Origin of the sequence: Faecalibacillus faecis, assembly GCF_003024675.1 — a bacterium.
GTDB lineage: Bacteria > Bacillota_I > Bacilli_A > Erysipelotrichales > Coprobacillaceae > Faecalibacillus > Faecalibacillus faecis.
The window spans coordinates 42,900-63,114 of record NZ_PYLP01000013.1; the positions used below are offsets into that span (position 1 = coordinate 42,900).

General features: G+C 31.8%; 15 protein-coding genes and 1 pseudogene. 13 read left to right on the forward strand and 3 right to left on the reverse strand.

Going from position 1 to position 20,215, the window contains the following annotated elements:
* Positions 1–175: 175 nt before the first annotated feature.
* Positions 176–1,780, forward strand: a complete 1,605-nt coding sequence (locus C7U55_RS09665; RefSeq protein ID WP_106988397.1) for a CTP synthase — start codon at positions 176–178, stop codon at positions 1,778–1,780.
* Positions 1,781–1,854: 74 nt separating this feature from the next.
* Here C7U55_RS09665 and C7U55_RS09670 read toward each other — a convergent pair whose 3' ends face one another.
* Entirely contained in the window at positions 1,855–3,525 is a 1,671-nt protein-coding gene (locus C7U55_RS09670) for a glutamine--tRNA ligase/YqeY domain fusion protein (protein ID WP_106988398.1), read from the reverse strand.
* A 118-nt stretch (positions 3,526–3,643) separates the two neighbouring features.
* Between C7U55_RS09670 and ispF the strand changes: the two genes are divergently transcribed.
* The 5 genes from ispF (at position 3,644) to C7U55_RS09695 (ending at position 7,550) form a co-directional block, all read left to right on the forward strand.
* Positions 3,644–4,126 (forward strand): 2-C-methyl-D-erythritol 2,4-cyclodiphosphate synthase, encoded by a 483-nt coding sequence (ispF, locus tag C7U55_RS09675; protein WP_106988399.1) that lies wholly within the window; start codon positions 3,644–3,646, stop codon positions 4,124–4,126.
* 2 nt (positions 4,127–4,128) lie between these two features.
* A complete protein-coding gene (gltX, locus tag C7U55_RS09680) occupies positions 4,129–5,553 on the forward strand; it encodes a glutamate--tRNA ligase (protein WP_106988400.1) in 1,425 nt (474 codons plus the stop codon).
* Between the two features lie 154 nt (positions 5,554–5,707).
* On the forward strand, positions 5,708–6,523 hold the full coding sequence (locus C7U55_RS09685) for an immunoglobulin-like domain-containing protein (RefSeq protein ID WP_106988401.1): 816 nt from the start codon (positions 5,708–5,710) through the stop codon (positions 6,521–6,523).
* Positions 6,520–7,104 (forward strand): rhomboid family intramembrane serine protease, encoded by a 585-nt coding sequence (locus tag C7U55_RS09690; RefSeq protein ID WP_227213781.1) that lies wholly within the window; start codon positions 6,520–6,522, stop codon positions 7,102–7,104. The genes C7U55_RS09685 and C7U55_RS09690 overlap by 4 nt, the downstream gene beginning before the upstream one ends.
* Complete coding sequence (locus C7U55_RS09695; RefSeq protein ID WP_106988402.1) at positions 7,092–7,550, forward strand: DUF188 domain-containing protein; 459 nt, start codon at positions 7,092–7,094, stop codon at positions 7,548–7,550. Before C7U55_RS09690 ends, C7U55_RS09695 begins: the two co-directional genes overlap by 13 nt.
* Before the next feature lie 10 nt (positions 7,551–7,560).
* Here the strand turns inward: C7U55_RS09695 and asnB are convergent, their stop codons facing one another.
* Positions 7,561–9,147, reverse strand: coding sequence for an asparagine synthase B (asnB, locus tag C7U55_RS09700; RefSeq protein ID WP_106988403.1), 1,587 nt, complete (start codon positions 9,145–9,147; stop codon positions 7,561–7,563).
* A 456-nt stretch (positions 9,148–9,603) separates the two neighbouring features.
* Between asnB and C7U55_RS09705 the strand changes: the two genes are divergently transcribed.
* The 7 genes and pseudogenes from C7U55_RS09705 to C7U55_RS09730 all read left to right on the forward strand — a co-directional run bounded on the left by C7U55_RS09705 (position 9,604) and on the right by C7U55_RS09730 (position 19,587).
* Positions 9,604–9,780 carry a DUF4250 domain-containing protein gene (locus C7U55_RS09705; protein WP_083991827.1) on the forward strand — a complete coding sequence of 59 codons (177 nt, stop codon included), beginning with the start codon at positions 9,604–9,606 and terminating at the stop codon, positions 9,778–9,780.
* 56 nt (positions 9,781–9,836) lie between these two features.
* Positions 9,837–11,039 carry a threonine ammonia-lyase gene (gene ilvA / locus C7U55_RS09710; protein ID WP_106988404.1) on the forward strand — a complete coding sequence of 401 codons (1,203 nt, stop codon included), beginning with the start codon at positions 9,837–9,839 and terminating at the stop codon, positions 11,037–11,039.
* 154 nt (positions 11,040–11,193) lie between these two features.
* A pseudogene (gene tnpA / locus C7U55_RS09715) lies at positions 11,194–11,653 on the forward strand (IS200/IS605 family transposase).
* Positions 11,654–11,799: 146 nt separating this feature from the next.
* A complete protein-coding gene (locus tag C7U55_RS13585; protein WP_155522387.1) occupies positions 11,800–11,976 on the forward strand; it encodes a hypothetical protein in 177 nt (58 codons plus the stop codon).
* Positions 11,977–12,081: 105 nt separating this feature from the next.
* Entirely contained in the window at positions 12,082–12,297 is a 216-nt protein-coding gene (locus C7U55_RS09720; RefSeq protein WP_106988405.1) for a hypothetical protein, read from the forward strand.
* A 747-nt stretch (positions 12,298–13,044) separates the two neighbouring features.
* Positions 13,045–14,334 (forward strand): hypothetical protein, encoded by a 1,290-nt coding sequence (locus C7U55_RS09725; RefSeq protein ID WP_106988406.1) that lies wholly within the window; start codon positions 13,045–13,047, stop codon positions 14,332–14,334.
* Between the two features lie 333 nt (positions 14,335–14,667).
* Positions 14,668–19,587, forward strand: coding sequence for a SpaA isopeptide-forming pilin-related protein (locus C7U55_RS09730; protein ID WP_106988407.1), 4,920 nt, complete (start codon positions 14,668–14,670; stop codon positions 19,585–19,587).
* Here the strand turns inward: C7U55_RS09730 and C7U55_RS09735 are convergent.
* A complete protein-coding gene (locus C7U55_RS09735; RefSeq protein ID WP_106988408.1) occupies positions 19,567–20,139 on the reverse strand; it encodes an ATP-dependent Clp protease proteolytic subunit in 573 nt (190 codons plus the stop codon). The two genes, C7U55_RS09730 and C7U55_RS09735, sit on opposite strands and share 21 nt — an antisense overlap.
* Between the last annotated feature and the right edge of the window lie 76 nt (positions 20,140–20,215).

The following is a 20,215-nucleotide window of genomic DNA, read 5'->3' on the forward strand; positions in this document are numbered from 1 at the left end:
TCTCCCAAAAATTCACTTATACGCAAAAGAGGAACGCGTGTTCCTTTTTTTGTTTAAAAATGATAAATTTATTATTGCAATAAATATTTAATATTGATAAAATAAGAAAGGGCAATACAGTGTCTTCCATAGGAAGGCACTTTTTATTTTTATAGATACTAGAGGAGGATAGAAAATGGCTAAATACATATTTGTAACTGGTGGAGTTGTTTCAGGTCTTGGTAAAGGTTTAACAGCTGCATCTTTAGGAAGAATTTTAAAACAAAGAGGACAAAAAGTCTTCATGCAAAAATTAGATCCATATATTAACGTTGATCCAGGAACAATGTCACCTTATCAACATGGGGAAGTCTTTGTAACTGCAGATGGGGCAGAAACAGACTTGGATTTAGGACACTATGAAAGATTTATTGATGAACAATTAAATAAAAACTCATCAATTACAACAGGTAGAATTTATAGTAACGTTATTTCAAAAGAAAGACGTGGAGATTATTTAGGAGCTACTGTACAAGTTGTTCCTCATATTACAAATGAAATTAAAGAAAGAATTTATGCAGCTGCACGTAGTTCTAAAGCAGATATCGTTATTACTGAAATTGGTGGAACTACAGGAGATATCGAAAGTTTACCTTTCATCGAAGCTATCCGCCAAGTAAGATTAGATTTAGGGTATGAAAATACCGTTTATATTCATACAACTTTACTTCCATACATTGGGGCAAGTCATGAAGTAAAAACAAAACCAACACAACATAGTGTTAAAGAATTAAGAGGTTTAGGTATTCAACCAGATTTTATTGTTTGTCGTAGTGAACATCATATTGAAAAAGAATTAAAAGATAAGATTTCTTTATTTTGTAATGTACCAACACAAAATGTTATTTCAAACTATGATGTAGAAAATTTATATGAATTACCACGCATGTTGCTAGATCAAAAAATGGATGATTTAGTATTACAACATCTTCAAATCAATGCACCAGCAGCGCATATGGATGAATGGGATGCTTTAGTTAACCGTGTTAAAAACTTAAACCAAGAATTAAATATTGCGTTAGTTGGAAAATATGTTCAATTGCCTGATGCATATTTATCAGTTAACGAAGCTTTAAGACATGCAGGATATTATGTGAACAGTGTTGTTAATATTGATTTTATTAATTCAGAAGAATTAAATAAAGAAAATGTAGCAGAAAGATTAAAAGATGCCGATGGTATCATTGTTCCAGGTGGATTTGGTGATCGTGGTATTGCTGGTATGATTGATGCTATTGAATATGCACGTACAAATAATGTACCACTTTTAGGTATTTGTTTAGGTATGCAATTAATTACCATTGAATATGCTAGAAATGTATGTGGTATTAAAGATGCTAACTCATTAGAATTTGATGAATTATGTAAGAATCCAGTGATCAATTTAATGTCTGACCAATCTTTAGAAGATATGGGAGGTACACAAAGATTAGGTGATTATGAATGTCAATTAAATCCAGGGACACAAGCAGCACGTCTTTATGGAAAAGAATTAATTAAAGAAAGACATCGTCATAGATATGAATTTAATAATAACTATAAAGATGTTTTAGTTGAAAATGGTTTAAAAGTTGCGGGATTTAACCCGGAAAGAAATCTTGTAGAAATTGTTGAAATTGAAGATCATCCTTACTATGTAGGATGTCAATTCCATCCAGAATTTACTTCAAGACCGAACCGTGCACAACCTTTATTCCAAGGTTTAATTTCAGCGGCACATGATCGTAAATATAATAAATAATAAAAAGAAAGCAATATCGAAAGATATTGCTTTTTATACAAAAAAGGAGATTGTTTTTACAATCTCCACTTTTTTTATTTCTTAGGTAATTTAAATGAACTCTTTAATGAAACGATTCTATTAAATACAAAATGATCCTCTGTAGAATCTTTTGTATCAATACAGAAATAACCATTTCTTACAAATTGGAACGAATCACCACGTTTGTATTTTTCGATAGCTGGTTCAACATAACAATCATCAATAACAGTTAATGAATTAGGATTTAAGTTTAAAGATCCATCTTCATTATAAACACCTTTTTCTTCATCGACTAAGTTTTCATATAAACGTGCTGTTACTTTCTTACAATGATGAACAGGAACCCAATGAATTGTACCTTTTACTTTTCTACCAGTAAATCCTGTACCGTTTTTAGTAATAGGATCATAAGTACAATGAACAACAGTTACTTTTCCGTTTTCATCTTTTTCGAAATCAACACATTTAACGAAATAAGCATTCATTAAACGAACTTCATTTCCTGGGAACAATCTAAAATATTTTTTAGGTGGTTCTTCCATAAAGTCATCACGATCAATCCATAATTCTCTTTCAAATGGAACTTTTTCATAACCTAAATCAGGATTTTCCATGTTGACCATCGCATCTAAATATTCAACTTGTCCTTCAGGATAGTTATCAATAACTAATTTAATAGGATCTAAAACAGCCATCACACGAGGTGCTTTTGGTTTTAAATCATTACGAATACAATATTCTAACATCGCATAATCATTTGAAGAATTACTTTTTGTAACACCAACTAATTCCATAAAAGATTTAATTGATTCAGGTGTAAATCCTCTACGTCTTAAAGCGGCAATTGTGACTAATCGAGGATCATCCCAGCCATCAACAATACCTTCATCAACTAAACGTTTAATATAACGTTTTCCTGTAATAACATTTGTTAAATAAAGTTTGGCGAATTCAATTTGTTTTGGTGGATGTTCATAACCAATTTCTTGAACGACCCAATCGTATAAAGGACGATGATCTTCAAATTCAAGAGTACATATTGAATGAGTAATTCCTTCAATAGCATCTTCAATTGGATGAGCAAAGTCATACATTGGATAAATACACCATTTATCTCCTGTGTTATGATGTGTCATTCTGGCGACACGATAAATAATAGGATCACGCATATTGATATTTGATGAAGCCATATCAATTTTAGCTCTTAATACTTTTGAACCATCTTCAAATTCACCATTTTTCATTCTTTCGAATAAATCTAAGTTTTCTTCGATTGAACGATTACGATATGGAGAATCTTTACCAGGTTCTGTTAAAGTACCACGGTATTCTCTAATTTGTTCAGGACTTAAATCACAAACATAAGCTTTTCCTTTCTTGATTAAAAGCACAGCTGCTTCATACATTTGATCAAAATAGTTCGATGCAAATTTGATATCACCATCATATTTAGCTCCTAACCATTCTACGTCTGAAACAATACTTTCTACGAATTCTGTTTTTTCTTTCATTGGATTTGTATCATCGAAACGTAAATTGAATGTTCCATTATATTTTTTAGCTAATCCATAATTTAATAAGATTGATTTAGCATGCCCAATGTGTAAATAACCATTTGGTTCAGGAGGAAAACGTGTCGCAATTTTTGCATATTTTCCTTCCTCTAAATCTTGATCTATAATTTTTTCAATAAAATTTTTACTTACTACTTCTTCTTTATCCATAGGAAGTCCTCCCATAATTTTTATATGTTTTAGTTTACCATATTTTCCTTGATTATAAAACATCCAATACTTCATAAATTAGAAAATATGTGCTAGAATGTTTGCGGAAGGTGATAACATGTTTAGAATAGGACAATCAATTGATATTCATCAATTAGTAGAAGGAAGAGATTTATATATTGGTGGTGTAAAAATTGATCATGATAAAGGGTTGTTAGGACATAGTGATGCAGATGTCTTATTACACGCTATTATTGAAAGTATTATTGGGGCGTTAGGTCTTGGTGATATTGGAAAACATTTTCCTGATACGGATCCTCAATATAAAGGAATTTCTTCAATGGTTTTATTGGAACATTGTTATCAACTGATGAACCAAGAAGGTTATGAGATCAATAACCTTGATAGTATTATTATGTGTGAGGCACCTAAGATGGCACCTCATATTCAAAAAATGAGAGAAAATGTTGCAAGTAAATTACATTGTGATGTCAGTCAAATCAATATCAAAGCAACGCGTGGAGAAAAGCTAGGGTTTGTTGGAAGACAAGAAGGTATGGTAGCTCAAGCGGTTGTTTTATTAAGAAAAAAAGGAGTATAGAAATGGCAAAAGTAAGAACAAGATTTGCACCAAGTCCAACAGGATATATGCATATCGGTAACTTAAGAACAGCGTTATATGAATATTTAATCGCTAAACATGATCATGGAGATTTTATTTTAAGAATTGAAGATACTGATCAAGAAAGAGAAGTTGAAGGTGCTGTTGATATGATCTATAAAGTTATGGATCAAACAGGATTAGGTTATGATGAAGGACCTAATAAGCCAGGAAATGTGGGACCTTATGTTCAATCTGAAAGATTAGCTATTTATAAAGAATATGCTGATAAATTAGTTGAATTAGGGGGAGCTCATTATTGTTTCTGTGATGAAGAAACAATCAATAAAGCAAAAGAAGAATCTGATAATGAAGAATTAGGATACATTGATCCATGTAAACATCTTTCTTTAGAAGAAGCAAAACAAAGAATCGCTAATGGCGAAAAATATGTAGTAAGACAAACAATTCCAAGTACAGGAATTACTTCTTTTGAAGATGAAGTTTATGGACATATTGAAGTAGAAAACGCGGGACTTGCTGAAGGTGTTTTATTAAAAAGTGATGGTTATCCAACATATAACTTCGCAAATATCGTAGACGATCATTTAATGAACATCACTCATGTTGTAAGAGGAAATGAATATTTATCTTCAACACCTAAATATAATTTAATCTACCAAGCATTTGGATGGAATGTACCATCGTATATCCATTGTCCACCTGTTATGAAAGATGAAAAACATAAATTATCGAAACGTAATGGGGATGCATCTTATCAAGATTTAATTAATAAAGGTTTCTTAAATGAAGCAATCTTAAATTACATTGCTTTACTTGGATGGTCACCTGAAGGTGAACAAGAAATCTTCTCATTAGATGAATTAATTGAAGCATTTGATGTAAAACGTATTTCTAAGTCTGGGGCTATTTTTGATATAAATAAATTAAAATGGATCAATAGCCAATATATTAAAAAATTAGATACAAAACAATTAACAAAATTATGTTTGCCATTTTTACAAGAAGCTTATGATTTAAGCGATAAAAGTGAAGAATGGATTGAAAAATTAGTAGAAGTGCATAGAGATCATATTTCTTGTGGTGAAGAAATTGTTGAACAAGTTAAACTATTCTTTGAAGATGAAATTCATTTAGAAGAAGAAGCAGTTGAATTTATGAAAGATGAAGCTATTCCAAATACATTAGCTGTATTTAAATCTAAGGTTGAAGAATTAGCTGAAGAAAATTTTAAACAGGATCAAATCTTTGCTTGTATTAAAGCAACTCAAAAAGAAGCAAAAGCAAGAGGAAAAATGTTATATATGCCTTTACGTATTGCGACAACTGGTATTATGCATGGTCCAGATTTAGCAGCTTCTATGGAATTATTAGGAAAAGATAAAGTATTAAAACGATTAGGATAAGCAAATTTCTTATCCTTTTTTGTATTTTTTTACCTGATAAGCGTTTGCTATTGCTTTTTTTTTAATGAAGGAATAAGATATTTTACAAAAGTATGGTACTTTTCACAAAAATGTCACAATTAGATGATATAATGATAGGGAAAGGAGTGAGATAATGACACAAATAATGAAAAAGAAAATCATCAGTGTTGTTTTAGGTTTTTTTGTTGTTGCCAGCACTCTTTTTACAATTCTTGCTTTAAATATCACACCAGTGACATTGAAAAGAGATATATTTGAATATGAATATGGATCTGTTATCTCGAACAATCCCGCGGATTATGTCAATGCCAATGAAAGTGTTATTAATGAAGTAAAACTTAATTTCTCTAATTTAAAAAATGAAATTGGTTTGTATAAAGTATCAGCAACTTATGCAGGTGTTGAACTTCCATTTTATATTAAAATAAAAGATACTACAAAACCGGTTTTTACGTTGAAACAAGTTGTTTTTAATATCAATGTCAATGAAAAGATTGCAGCATTGAATTTAATTGATAAAGTAGAAGACCAATCAGATACGATAGCTTATTTCTTACAAGAAGATGGAAGTAAAACAGAAACACTACAATTTAATAAAAAAGGTTCTTATATTGTTGATATTGTTGTAGAGGATGTTGTAGGAAACCAAGCATCGAAATTACGCGCAAAAATTGTGGTTGGACATTTAGGAAATCATCCGACTTTAGAAGGAATTAATGATGTTGAGGTTGTTCAAGGAACGCGCTTTGATATCATGGAAGGTGTCAGTGCCAGTGATGGTAATGGAAATGATATTACGCATCAAATTAAGATTTTAAAGAACACGGTGAATACCGATGAAGTTGGTACATATGAAGTGATTTATTCTATTACAAATAGTCAAGGAAATAATATTCAAAGAACTAGAAAAGTTGAAGTTATAAAAAATGAAAGTGAGAAGAAATCGTGATAATTACTATAGGAATGTTATTAATATGCATTGGAATTTATGTTGTAATCAATTTTATTGATCAAAGTGATGATAAAAGTAGTTTAGCTATTAAATATGGGGCGTTTTATCCAGCAAAGATTGAATATAAACAAGAATATTGGCGTTTTTTAACTGCAAATTTTGTACATGTTGATTTTATTCATCTTTTTATGAATTGTTATGCACTGTATTATTTAGGCGGTACTTTTTTTGAAAGACTTTTAGGGCCATTTCCTTATATTTATTTAATTCTGGTTTCGGGAATTGCTTCTTATATTGTGACTTATCTTTACAGTAAAAAAGATGTACGTTATCAAAATACAATTACTTTAGGAGCAAGTGGTATTTTCTATGGCTTTTTAGGGTCGATTGTAACACTTGGCGTGGTTTTTAAAGGACCTTATCTTATGATTTTAAAAAACTTTATGGCTGTTATAGCAATTAATGTTGTCTTTACTCTTGTAGATAAAAGTGTATCTAAAACAGGACATTTAGGAGGCTTCATTGGTGGTGTTTTGGCGATGCTTGTCCTCATTGGAAGTGGCGTATGCGGTTATTAATTGATGGTGATGCTTGCCCAAATCGAAAAGAAGTTATTGAACTTGCTTTACATTATGAAATAGAAACATTTTTATTTATTGATTTTGCTCATGATATTGAAGATGAACGCATTTGCATTGTAAGATGTGAAGTAGGGAAAGATAGTGTGGATCAAATGATTTTATCTTACATACAAGCTGGTGATTTGTTGATTAGTCAAGATTATGGATTAGCAAGTCTTGCTTTATTAAAAGAAGCTCTTGTATTACATGTTTCAGGTAAAAGAATTAGTGAAGATAATATCAATAATCTATTGATGTCTCGTTATTTAGGACATATTTCAAGAAAACAAAATAACCATGTTAAAGGACCAAAAAAAAGAAATCAAAAAACATCACATTATTTTTTAAGAGAACTCGAAAAAATATTTATAGAATATAAAAATGGGATTAGTCAAGAAGACTAATCCATTCTTTTTATTTTCCAGAATCTCCATAGTTTTTTAGAACACGGGCACTTGGATCATCCACATCACAGTTTTCCCATCCTTTATTTGGCATCCAAAAATCTTTGATCCATTTTCCTTGTTGTGGGAAGAATGATTCAAAAATATCACGGTACATTAATGATTCTTTTGTAAATGGTGTACAGTATGAGTATTTTTCTTTTGCCTTTAAAACATCTTCATCATTGTATTTTTCATCGGCTAAATCCTTTAGGTAATCAACCATTGAATGACCTACGGCATCTGAGAAGGCAGCTTTTTCTCTAAAGAGAATATCGTGTGGTAAATAATCTGTTTCTTCAAAAGCATGACGTAATAAGTATTTACCTTTATTGTAAACATTCATTTTTTTTGCAGGGTCAATAGACATAGAATAATCAACAAAGTCTACATCTGCAAAAGGAACGCGTCCTTCTAAAGCGTGGGCAGAGATACAACGATCTGCTCTTAAAACATCATACATATAAAGTTCTTTAATTCTTTTGCTTGCTTCTTCTTGAAATGCTTTTGGATTTGGTGCAAAGTCTGTATATTTATATCCGAAAAGTTCATCAGAAACTTCGCCAGTCATGATAACTTTAATATCTGTATTTTGATGAATATATTTACATAAAATATACATAGCCATACTTGCACGAATGGTTGTGATATCAAATGTTTCAAGATGGTAAATAACTTCTTTTAAATGTTGATATAAATCTTCTTTGTTCATAATGACTTCAGTATGTTCAGTTCCTAAATAATCAGCAACTTGTTTAGCATATTTTAAATCAATTGGATCGCTTTCCATTCCAATAGCGAAAGTACGGATTGGTTGGTTAGATAATCTTTGTCCAATGGCACAAACAAGAGAAGAGTCAAGGCCACCACTTAATAAATAACCAATTGGAGCATCTGACATAAATCTTTTTTCAACGGCTTTTTCAAGTTTTGTTTTTAAGTTTTTCGCAATTGTTTCTAAATCATCATCAACAATTGTTTTAGGATCACTTAAATCGTTATAACAAATAAATTGTCCATCTAAATAATAATGTCCTGGTGGAAAAGGCATAATATCATCACATAGATCAAATAAAACTTTTGCTTCTGAAGCAAAACAAATTTGATGTTCTTTTTTACTATAACCATAGAACATTGGACGAATTCCCATTGGATCTCTTGCGGCTATAAGCTGTTTTGTTTTGGTATCATAAAGAACCATCGCAAATTCTGCATCTAAATATTTACATAAGATTTCAATTCCATATTGATCATAAAGAGGAATTAAAACTTCGCAGTCACTTCCTGATTTAAAAGTGTACTCTTTTGATAATTTATTTTTTAATTCTGGATAGTTATATATTTCTCCATTACATACTAAAGTACAATCTTTGTAAACAAAAGGTTGATTTCCATTTGTTGATAAATCCATAATTGACAAACGGTTAAATCCCCAAGTAATCCCGTTACTTACAGAGATATGTTGATGATCAGGACCACGATAAGCGGCTTTATCCAAAGCATCATTAAATTCCTGTAATTTAAATTCTTCACTTCCTACGACTAAAAAACCACACATTTTTAATATCCCCCTTATAATTAAAAAATCGCACAGAATGTGCGAGTATCGTGTAACATATAAATCCAAAAGATATACATGGTACGGAAAATACTTCTAAGAGTACTCGATACCCGCTAGTTGTAACATAACTAGAAACGTTCTAGCCTACTTGCTTTTGCTTTCGGTAGACAGCTCAAAGGTGTTCTTCATATTTTTGTTCACTACTAGACTCACACCATCTTCTAGCTCGCTTAAGTTTCGTAAAAATACTACTCTCCTTATCATTGCTTTTGACTTGGTTACAGTATAGTATAATTTATAAATAAAATCAATAATAAATATTTAATATGATAAAAAATAATCGACTTTATACAATAAAAAAGAGGAAAATGAAACAAATTTGAGACAAAAAAAGAAATAAAATGATGTATAATGGTAACATCTAAAAGTAGATGAAGTACAAGGAGTGGAAAAATGACAAAAGATATTCATATGTTAGTAAGTATGATCAATATGAAATTAAGAGACGATGACATGAAATTAGTACATGTTCTTTCTATTTATGATTTAAAAGAAGATGAGTTCTTAAAAAGATTAGATGAAAATGATTATTTTTATGATGAAATGACAAACCAAATTAAAACAAAATAATTGTTTTATCGAAGATAAATGATATAATGGGAATACTAATACGGAGGGAATTTAAAATGTTAAAATTAGAAGATTTTCAAGCGGCTAAAAAAAGAGTTGATGAAGTCATCTTACCAACTCATTTAATACATAGTGAAGCATTTTCTGAAGAAAGCGGTAATGATGTATATATCAAACCTGAAAACTTACAAAAAACAGGAGCATTCAAAATTAGAGGTGCCTACAATAAAATTATGAAATTAGATGATGAAGCAAAGAAAAAAGGGTTGATTGCTTCTTCGGCTGGAAATCATGCACAAGGTGTAGCTTATGCAGCAAAAAAATTAGGGGTCAAAGCAACAATTTGTATGCCAGCACATACACCTTTAATTAAAGTGGATGCAACAAAAGCACATGGAGCTGATGTTGTTTTATATGGTGAAGCTTATGATGAAGCTTATGAAAAAGCAGTAGAATTACAAAAATCTGAAGGTTATACTTTTGTTCATCCTTTTGATGATGAAGATGTTATGGAAGGACAAGGAACAATTGCTTTAGAAATTATGGAAGAACTTCCAGATGTTGATTATATTCTTGTACCTATTGGTGGTGGAGGATTGATTTCTGGTATTGCTTGTGCAGCAAAACAAATTAATCCATCTGTTAAAATTGTAGGGGTTGAACCAGAAGGAGCTGCAAGTGCGTTAGCGGCAGTTGAAGATGATCAACTTGTTAAGTTAAGTGAAGTAAGTACAATTGCTGATGGGACAGCGGTTAAACAAATTGGAGAAACACCATTTGAGTATATTAAAAAATATGTTGATGAAATTGTTACGGTAAGTGATTATGAACTAATGGAAGCGTTCTTGATACTTGTTGAAAAACATAAATTAATTGCTGAAGGATCTGGTATTTTATCACTTGCAGCATTAAAGAAATTACATTGTAAACGTAAAAAAGTTGTATCACTTATTTCTGGTGGAAATATGGATGTAATGACAATTTCTTCAATGATCAATAAAGGACTTATTTCAAGGGGGAGAATCTTAACATTCTCTGTACAATTACCTGATATTCCAGGACAATTAGAAATTGTATCTCGATTATTAAATGAATGTAATGCAAATGTTATTGGTGTTGAACATAACCAATTTAAAAACTTTGCACGTTTTTCAGAAGTAGAATTAAGGGTTACTTGTGAAACAAATGGTGAAGCGCATATTCAAATGATTGTTGATAAATTCAAAGAAAATGGATATACAATTGTAAAAATTAACTAAGCAGTCGAAAGATTGCTTTTTTTGTATACTCTAAAACCCCTAGATAGTCTAGGGGTTCCGTGAAGCTTTAGCGATGAATAAAGAAATTCCTTGTATTATAATAAGATTGCGGCCTGACAAACTGCAAAAAAATTTAATACAAGGAGAAAAGGAAATGAATCAAATAAATGATAACAATTCCATACATACTTTATCACATACGACATGGAATTGTAAGTACCACATTGTTTTCGCACCAAAGTATAGAAGACAAGTGTTTTATGGAGAAAAAAGGCAAGAGATAGGAAAAATACTAAGACAGTTGTGTGAATGGAAAGGAGTAAAGCTTTTGAATGCAGAAGCGTGTCCAGATCATGTGCACATGTTAGTAGAGATACCACCGAACAAGCTTCATGGGATTTCTAAAAGGAAAGAGTAGCGTCATAATATATCAAAAATGGGGTAATATGAAATATCAGTATAGAAGCAGATCATTTTGGTGTAGAGGATACTATGTAGATACAGTAGGAAAAAATACAAAAAAGATCAATGAGTATATAACGAATCAAATACAAGAAGATAGGATGTCTGAACAAATGCGAATGGAATTTAATGACCCTTTTAAGGGTAGATAAGCAACAGTAAGCAAGTGTCAGGCCAGCAGAGGCCTAGGGGGCTTAAGCGAGATGCTGAGCCCTATGGGCGATGAAAGCAAAACCACCAGATTTTCTGGTGGATTACTTTATATCTATTCATTATTTAAAATGAAGAGGATTACATTTTGAAAAGAAAAATAGAAGAATTTTTCAAGCGGTTTATAGTTTTAAAAACAAGAAAAAAATTAAGAATTATTATAGTGGTTGGTTTGGTTGTAGGAGCTGTAAAGCTAATATTTTGTGATTTTCAACAAAGTAAATTAATACTTAAATTTGATACAATCAATGTTGAATTGGGGTAAACTGTATCGGCTAATATAGATAGCTATTTAGATAAAAATAAGCTAAGTAATAAAGTTGTTAAAAAAATCATTAAAGAAACTGAGGAAAAGGATAATTTAAAGTATGTGAAGGTTATCAATAAAGATGAAAATGGAAATAAGAAAATTGTTATCACTAAAAAATCTAACAATCAAGTTTCTAAAACTGATGCAATAGCGTCTACATCACCTGTATCTAATACAGGAACTGTTAAGAGTGATACGGCTAACACAAAACCAACAACAAACACTGGAAGTAGTACACTTGCTCCTAGCAACAATTCATCTGGATCAAGCAATTAAATTCTATCAATAGTGGAAACAGTTCAAGCAATACGAACACCTCTAATACAAATAGCGATTCAAACAATACAGCTAAAGCATCAACACCAGCCCATGATGAAACGGTTACTACAGGCTATAAATGTTCTTGTGGTGCAATGAAATAAATTTTTTAAACAATCAAAACAATTTATATTGGCATTATTTAAACTATTTGAATTCTGACAATATTAGGATTATCCCCAGATATTTCATCAGAATTGTCTTTTACGGTTTGATTTTTAACAAAAGATAACAAATATTTAATTATGAAAATCCTAATCAAAAAAGATGGAATATGGCTGCACTTTCATCTTTTTCTTATGAAAATAGTTCTAATAGAATTACACAAAAAAGTCAATAGATTTTAAAAATAGACGTGTTAAAATGATAGTATAGAATTGTAGTTGAGAGGTGGAACTTGTTCCATCATTACAGCTAAGGAATATAATTCAGGTGTTAATTGGTGTCATTAAAAAATACTCCCTTCCGATAGAAAGATGATAGAATTGTATCTGATTATGTAAGTCCTGATTAAAAAACATAGGCACTAATCAATATGGAATGTTATTGTCGATATTAAGTTTATTATCCTTCAGGACAAATATTTAAAACAGTAGCATTTATAATTTTCCTACATATAGATTATGTAAGTCCTATTCATTTAGAAAAGAGCGATGGAACTAGTTCCATCTTAGAAATAGATTAAAAATTCAAAGGAGTGGAAATATGGAAACAAAAAAACAAAATTTAATTGAAAAATATTTAGATACAAACCAGAAAAAAATAGTAGCTGGTTGTTTAGCAGGTGTTTTAGTTATTGGAGCTGCTGGTGCAGTCATTCTAAATAACAACGGTTCTAAAAATCTAGTCTTAACATCAAATGAAGTGGATGCTGAACTTGGTCAAAAAGTTTCAACTAATGTTGCTGATTATTTGGATGCAAATAAAATTGATAATCTAGATAAGATCATTAAAGATACAAAAGAAAAAGACAATCTTAAGTACGTTACTGTAACAAATAAGGATGAACAAGGAAATGTCGTATCCAAAGAAGAAAAAGACTATCCAAAAGTTGGTAACTATGAAATTAACTTTACCTATGGCAAAGAAAAAGCTACTGTAAAAGTAACTGTAAAAGATACAAAAGCACCTGAAATAACAGCACCTGACAGTATTGATGTCATTCAATATACTGATCTTTCTGCTTTTAATTTCAGTGAGCTTTTAAAAGCTACCGATTACAGTGATGTCAAAGACTGGAAGATTGATACATCTAAAGTTGATGTCAACACGATTGGAACTTATGATCTAAAAGTATCAATTCTAGACAAATATAAAAATAAAGCTTCAAAGAAATTAAAAGTCAATGTTGTTGAAGCCCCTGCTGTTTCCGATGGCGAAGTTGCTGTTACTGAAGTAGTAACTGATGAAAATGGGAATAAGAAGACTGTTGTTACAAAAAAAGCAAGTGATCAAGTTTCCAAAACTGATGCAGTAGCATCTACATCACCTGTTTCAAATAAAGGAACGGTCAAGAATGATGCGACAAATACAAAACCAGCATCAAACAGTGGAACAAGCACACCTGCTTCATCAAGCAGTTCTAGTGGTTCATCTAATTCTAATACCAATACATCAAACAACGGTGGAAACAGTTCAAACAATACATCTAAACCATCAGCTCATACGCATAACTACATTATTCCTATCACAAAGACAGTTCGTCATGACGCTGAAACAAAGACGGTACATCATGATGCTGTTGTAGAAAATAAACCTGTTTACGAAGAACATATTGTATGTAAAGTATGCGGGAAAGACTTTGGAAAATATGGTGGAGAAAGTGCAGATATTCATAGTTCAGAGTTTGGACATTCTTATGAATCTAAAGATGTCTTCGTTGGGACTAAACAAGTTACTGTTAGGGAAGCCTACGATGAAACTGTTGTAGTCAGACAAGCTTATGATGAAACGGTCACTACGGGATATAAATGCTCATGCGGTGCAGTCAAATAAAAAATGAATAAAGACAAGGATAATCGGATGATTGCCCTTTTTACATAGATGGAACATGTTCCATCTTTTATTTTTGAAGGGAGAAAGTTCAATGATAAAAGTTCATATTTATAAATGGGTATTCTACCCATAAGACAATCGAAAGATTGTCTTTTTTAATGTTCAAAGGTCGATTGCTTTATCAATCATAAAAACCTGCTTAGAGAAGTAACACTGATATTGAAACTTGTATCAGTAAAATATCGATATTTTTATCGTATCTAGCCATACACTCCTTCAGTGTGGCAGATACGATAAGATGTAAATTTATTTATGAAGGAGGAAACTATTCTGATGAATAGAAGAAGAGTATTTAATAAACTTGGAAAAATATTCATGGTTATGACAATGATCCTTTCTATGTGTTTTTCTGCAGGAAACACAAAGGTCAATGCTTGGGATGGAAATGTCCCCCATGAATTTACAAGAGTAAAAAATATTAAGTATCCTAAATGGTGGGGGCGTAAAATAGCATCATTAAAACAGTGGTCTACTTATTCATGCAAGTATAACGGTCAGTGGTCGTACTGTCTTGAATCTTCTAAAAAAACACCATCGGCAGGAAACTATACGGCTTCAGTTATTGAAAATAATTCAATGGTTAGAAAGCTGTTATATTATGGATTTGGAGGACCAGCCGCATGGGATGTTTTTGGGCCAGATCATGATTTGAAAACTGCTGTATGTCCAGATGACAGCTATCTTTCAAATGATGATGTCAAATATCTGTTGACACATATCTTTTTAAGCGGTGCCTACAGTGGTGACTGGAACGGCTTCAGCGAAGAATTATTCAATCAAACATTTGGTGGAAGCTATGGTACAAATCTCATGAATATATATCGAGGCATTGAACAGTTGCCTGATCCATCAAACGGTGCCAATTTCTCTACAGGAAATACGGCAAAATTTACAGCAACTTATGACAAGGCAAACAGCCTACAAAAGACAAATACTGTAAAATTCAATGCAAGTTCCAGTGAATCTGTACAGCTTCCATTACAAAACAATGTAACGATTCATATTGCGGGAACATCCAATACAAAGACAGGTGGAACGGCTACCGTATATGGAGGTCAATCATTCTATTTGACAACTCCTGCAACGAATCCGTTAAGCAACTATCAAAGTGGCAATCTTACTTCATCTGCCAAAGGAAAATTCTGTGCCCTAGCAATCAGTGATGGAAACGGTGCGAGTCAGACACATGGTTCATGGTATCAGGAAACAGCTGATACATTAAAATATTCTGTTGAATGGATGGGATTTGGCTATATTGATTTAAAGAAAACGTCTGCCAATCCTGATATGACAAACAACAGCAGACTTTATTCTTTGGAAGGTGCCAAGTATGGAATCTATGAAGGTGACAGTCTTGTTCAAGAATTGACTACAGATGTCAATGGCTATGCAAAATCATCACTTCTTTTAGAAGGTAAATATACTGTAAAAGAAATCTCTGCCAGTAAGGGGTATGATGTGGATCAGACTTCTCATGGTGTAACTGTCACAAGAGGTCAGACTGTAACGACAAACGTAACAGAAAAGCCAAAGAATGACCCTGTTGCACTAACAATTGTAAAAAATGATGCAGAAACGCTTGATCCTCAGGGAGGTGCCAACCTTGCAGGTGCAGAATTTACTGTAAAGTATTATGATGGATTCTATACAAAGGACAATCTTCCATCAAAGGCAACGCGTACTTGGGTATTGCAGACAAAACAAGTGACTTATTCAAATGGTAAAAAAGTTTATGTGGCAGGATTTAATATTACAGGAAGTTATATTAAAGATAGAAGCGATGCATTATATACAAATACAAATGGTGTGGCTACTTTACCTCTAGGAACTATTTCCATTGAAGAAACAAAAGCACCTGAAGGATATTTCTTAAAGGGTGCCAAATTAAATGTTACAGATACAGCTTCAGGTACGACTTCATCTGTAATTGATGGAAAATATGTTGCACAGATCAATGAACAGTATCAGGGAGCTAAATTACAGTTTGGAAATGATGCCAATCAGATGATCGTTCAAGAAAAGATCAAAAAACAACGTATTCAATTGTTTAAAAGTGGTGAAAGAGAAGGAATCTCTGGAGTCGTTAAAGGATTACAGGGTGCAGAGTTTACTTGGAAGCTTAAAACAGAAGTAGACAATGTTGGCTGGGATAACGCTAAAACCTATGCTGTCATTACGACAAATGAAAACGGTCGAGCTGTTACAGATTATCTTCCTTATGGAAAATATCTCGTAAGAGAAACAAAGACACCTAAGGATTATATGACAGCACCTGATTTTACTGTTTCAGTTACTAAGGATTCTTCAGAGTACAATGAACTCGAACAAGTCCAACTTGTAAGTGTCAACAATAAACCTTTTGCATCCTATGTCAAGCTTGTAAAGGTAGATGAAGATACTGGAAAGAAAGTAACTCTTAATAGTGCTTCTTTTAAAATCAAAGATGCTCAAGGAAACTATGTCGTTCAGAAAGTATCGGGTACGAAGGTAGATACCTTTACCACAAATTCAGATAATGAAATCATTCCTGTTGTTGAAAAAGGAACAGTAACTCTTCCATTGATGCTCAATGCAGGAACATATACGATTGAAGAAATCAAGACACCAAAAGGTTTTCTTGATCTTGAAAAACCAGTTGAATTCGTTATATCAAGTACCTATGACTATGATGTGGATGAAGACGCTGATCCAATCGTTGAAGTAAAGATCAGAAACAGACAGCCTAAAGGAGAAATCAAACTTAATAAAACGGTCATGGATTTAGATACAGATACAGATTTGGTAGATCGTTCGGATCTGTCTAAAATCCAATTTGTATTGAAGGCAAAAGAAGATATTTATAGTTCGATTGACGGCTCTTTGATGTTTGAAAAGGATTCTGTCATTACAACTGAAAACTCAGGAGCTATTGTCAATACAGGAAGTGAAGTTGGAAATGGTATCTATGCCCTTTCTTTAGATGGACATTTAGATATTTCTAATCTGCCAATGAGTACGAAGGGAGCTTCATATTATCTTCAGGAAGTTAAAACTTTAGATGGTTGCGTATTAGATACAGCTCAATATGATGCCGTATTCAAACAATCTGATTTCACTACAAAAAATTACATTAAGTCATTTGATGTAGAAAACAAAACAACTGACTTTGAATTCAACAAAACTGATGTTACTGGAGACAAAGAAGTTGAAGGTGCTCAATTGACTATTACTGATGAAGATGGAAATGTAGTAGATCAATGGACTTCTGATGGTAAAGTACATTCAATCGAAGGTCTTGTTGTTGGTAAGACTTATACATTATCTGAAACTGTTACAGCTAAAGATTATGTAAAAGCAACAGATATTAAATTCACTGTTAAAAATTCTAGTGAACTTGAAACAGTTACTATGAAAGACAAACAGGTATTTGTTTCAAAAACAACTGTTGGCGGTGAAGAAGTCACTGGTGCTCATATGCAAATTATTGATGAAGACGGAAACATCATTGATGAATGGTACAGTGAAGGAAAATCTCATATTGCTAACGGATTAGAAGAAGGTAAAACTTATACATTGCACGAAGATTTATCTCCTTTAGGATTCAATCTTGCAAATGATTTCACTTTTGAAGTTACAAAAGAAAAAGAAAATCAAACAGTAGAAATGATTGATACTGTTACAGAAGTAAATAAAACAGATGTTGATGGTAAAGCTGTAAAAGAAGCAACTTTATCTATCGTATCAGAAAAAACTAAAGATATCGTTGATCAATGGGTAACTGGAAAACATATCCTAGACATTGATAAAGATATCAAATCTCAATTAGAAAAAAATGGTAAAGCTGAAGGAACATACATGGATGAAGAAGATTCTATGGTTATGTTCAGTATTGCTAAAAATAAAGATCGTGATGACTATACTTTTATGCAAGTTAAAGATGGTATTACTACTTATTCTAATATTGATCTTGATGGTAATGAAACAACTCACAGAGTTCAAGGACTTGTTGCTGGTGAAAAATATATCTTAAGAGAAACAAAAACTCCTGAAGAATATGTTCAAGCAAAAGAGATTGAATTTACTGCTGTTGAAGATGAGAATCAAACATTAGTAATGCAAGATAAACAGGTAATAATTTCAAAACTTACTGCTGGTGGTAATGAGGTTACGGGTGCTTTAATGCAAATCAAAGACGAAGACGGAAACATCATTGATGAATGGACTTCTGAAGGTAAAGTACATTATGCTACTGGATTAGTTGAAGGTAAGAAATATATTCTACATGAAGATCTTGCTCCTACAGGATTAAATCTTGCTAATGATATTGAATTTGAAGTTTCATATGCTAAAGAAAATCAAAAAGTAGAAATGATTGATACAATCAATGAAGTTTCAAAAGTTGATGAAAAAGGTAACTTATTAAAAGGTGCTGAAATGACAGTCACTTCTAATAAGACTAAAAACATTATTGACAAATGGATTTCAGGACAACATATCTTTGATGTTACTGATGAAATGAAATCTCAATTAAAAGAAACTGGTAAAGCTGAAGGAATGTATGTTGATGATGAAGATTCAACAGTTCAATATAGCATTGTTAAAAACAAAGGTAAAGATGATTATACTGTCATGTTTGTAGAAGATGGTATTACTACTTACACAAACATTGATCTTGATGGTAATGAAACAAGACACATGATTCAAGGTCTTGAAGCTGGTGAAGAATATGTATTGAAGGAAACAAAAACACCTGATGGCTATGCAACTTTCAAAACACAAACATTCACAGCAGAAGAAGGCAAAGATACATCCTTATCAATGGTGGATGAAGATACAAAAGTAGAAGTATCTAAACAAGATATTACTACTAAAAAAGAACTTGAAGGTGCTAAACTTAAAGTTACCGACAAAGATGGTAAAGTCATTGATGAATGGACTTCAGGAAAACAACCTCATATGATCAAAAACTTAACTGCTGGAGAAACTTACACATTAACTGAAGTTATTGCGCCCAAAAATTACAAAATAGCTGAATCATTAAGGTTCACAGTTAAAGATACAGGAAAAATTCAAAGAGTTATTATGTATGATCGACCTGTTAATAATTATGTAGAAACAGGCGATGAAAATAATTATTATTTTATATTAATGCTTATATGCATGATATTTATTGGGCGCTTGCTAAAAAGCTACTTAAATAATTTCATCGATTAAACCATATTCTATGGCGTCTTTTGGATCCAAATAATAGTCGCGTTCGCAATCTTGAATTATTTTTTCAATGGATTGATGTGAGTTTTGAGAGAGTATTTCTGCTAATTTCTTTTTTTGCTTTTCGATTCTCTTAGCATTGATTGAAATATCGGTTGCTTGACCTTCTAGAGAGGCAAGGGGTTGATGAATCATGATTTCACAATTTTTTAAAGCACAGCGTTTTCCTTTTTTTCCTGCACTTAGCAAAATAGCAGCCATGCTGGCGGCAATACCACAACAAATAGTACTAATATCACATGAAACAAAATTCATAGTGTCAAAAATTGCTAAACCGGCAGATACACTTCCTCCAGGTGAATTAATATAAAGATAAATATCACTGTGACTATCTTTAGCTTCGAGATAGAGTAATTGACCAATAATAGAGCTTGACATAGCGTCGTCAATTGTACCGGTCAGAAGAATAATTCTTTCTTCAAGTAATTTGGAATAAATATCGTAAGCATAATGATATTGATGATCTTTTTCTATGATAGTAGGGATAAGATGCATAAAATAACCTCCATACGTTATTATAGAAATAAAAGTGGAAAAATATTCTTAATAAAAAATAAAAAAGAAGTAAAAA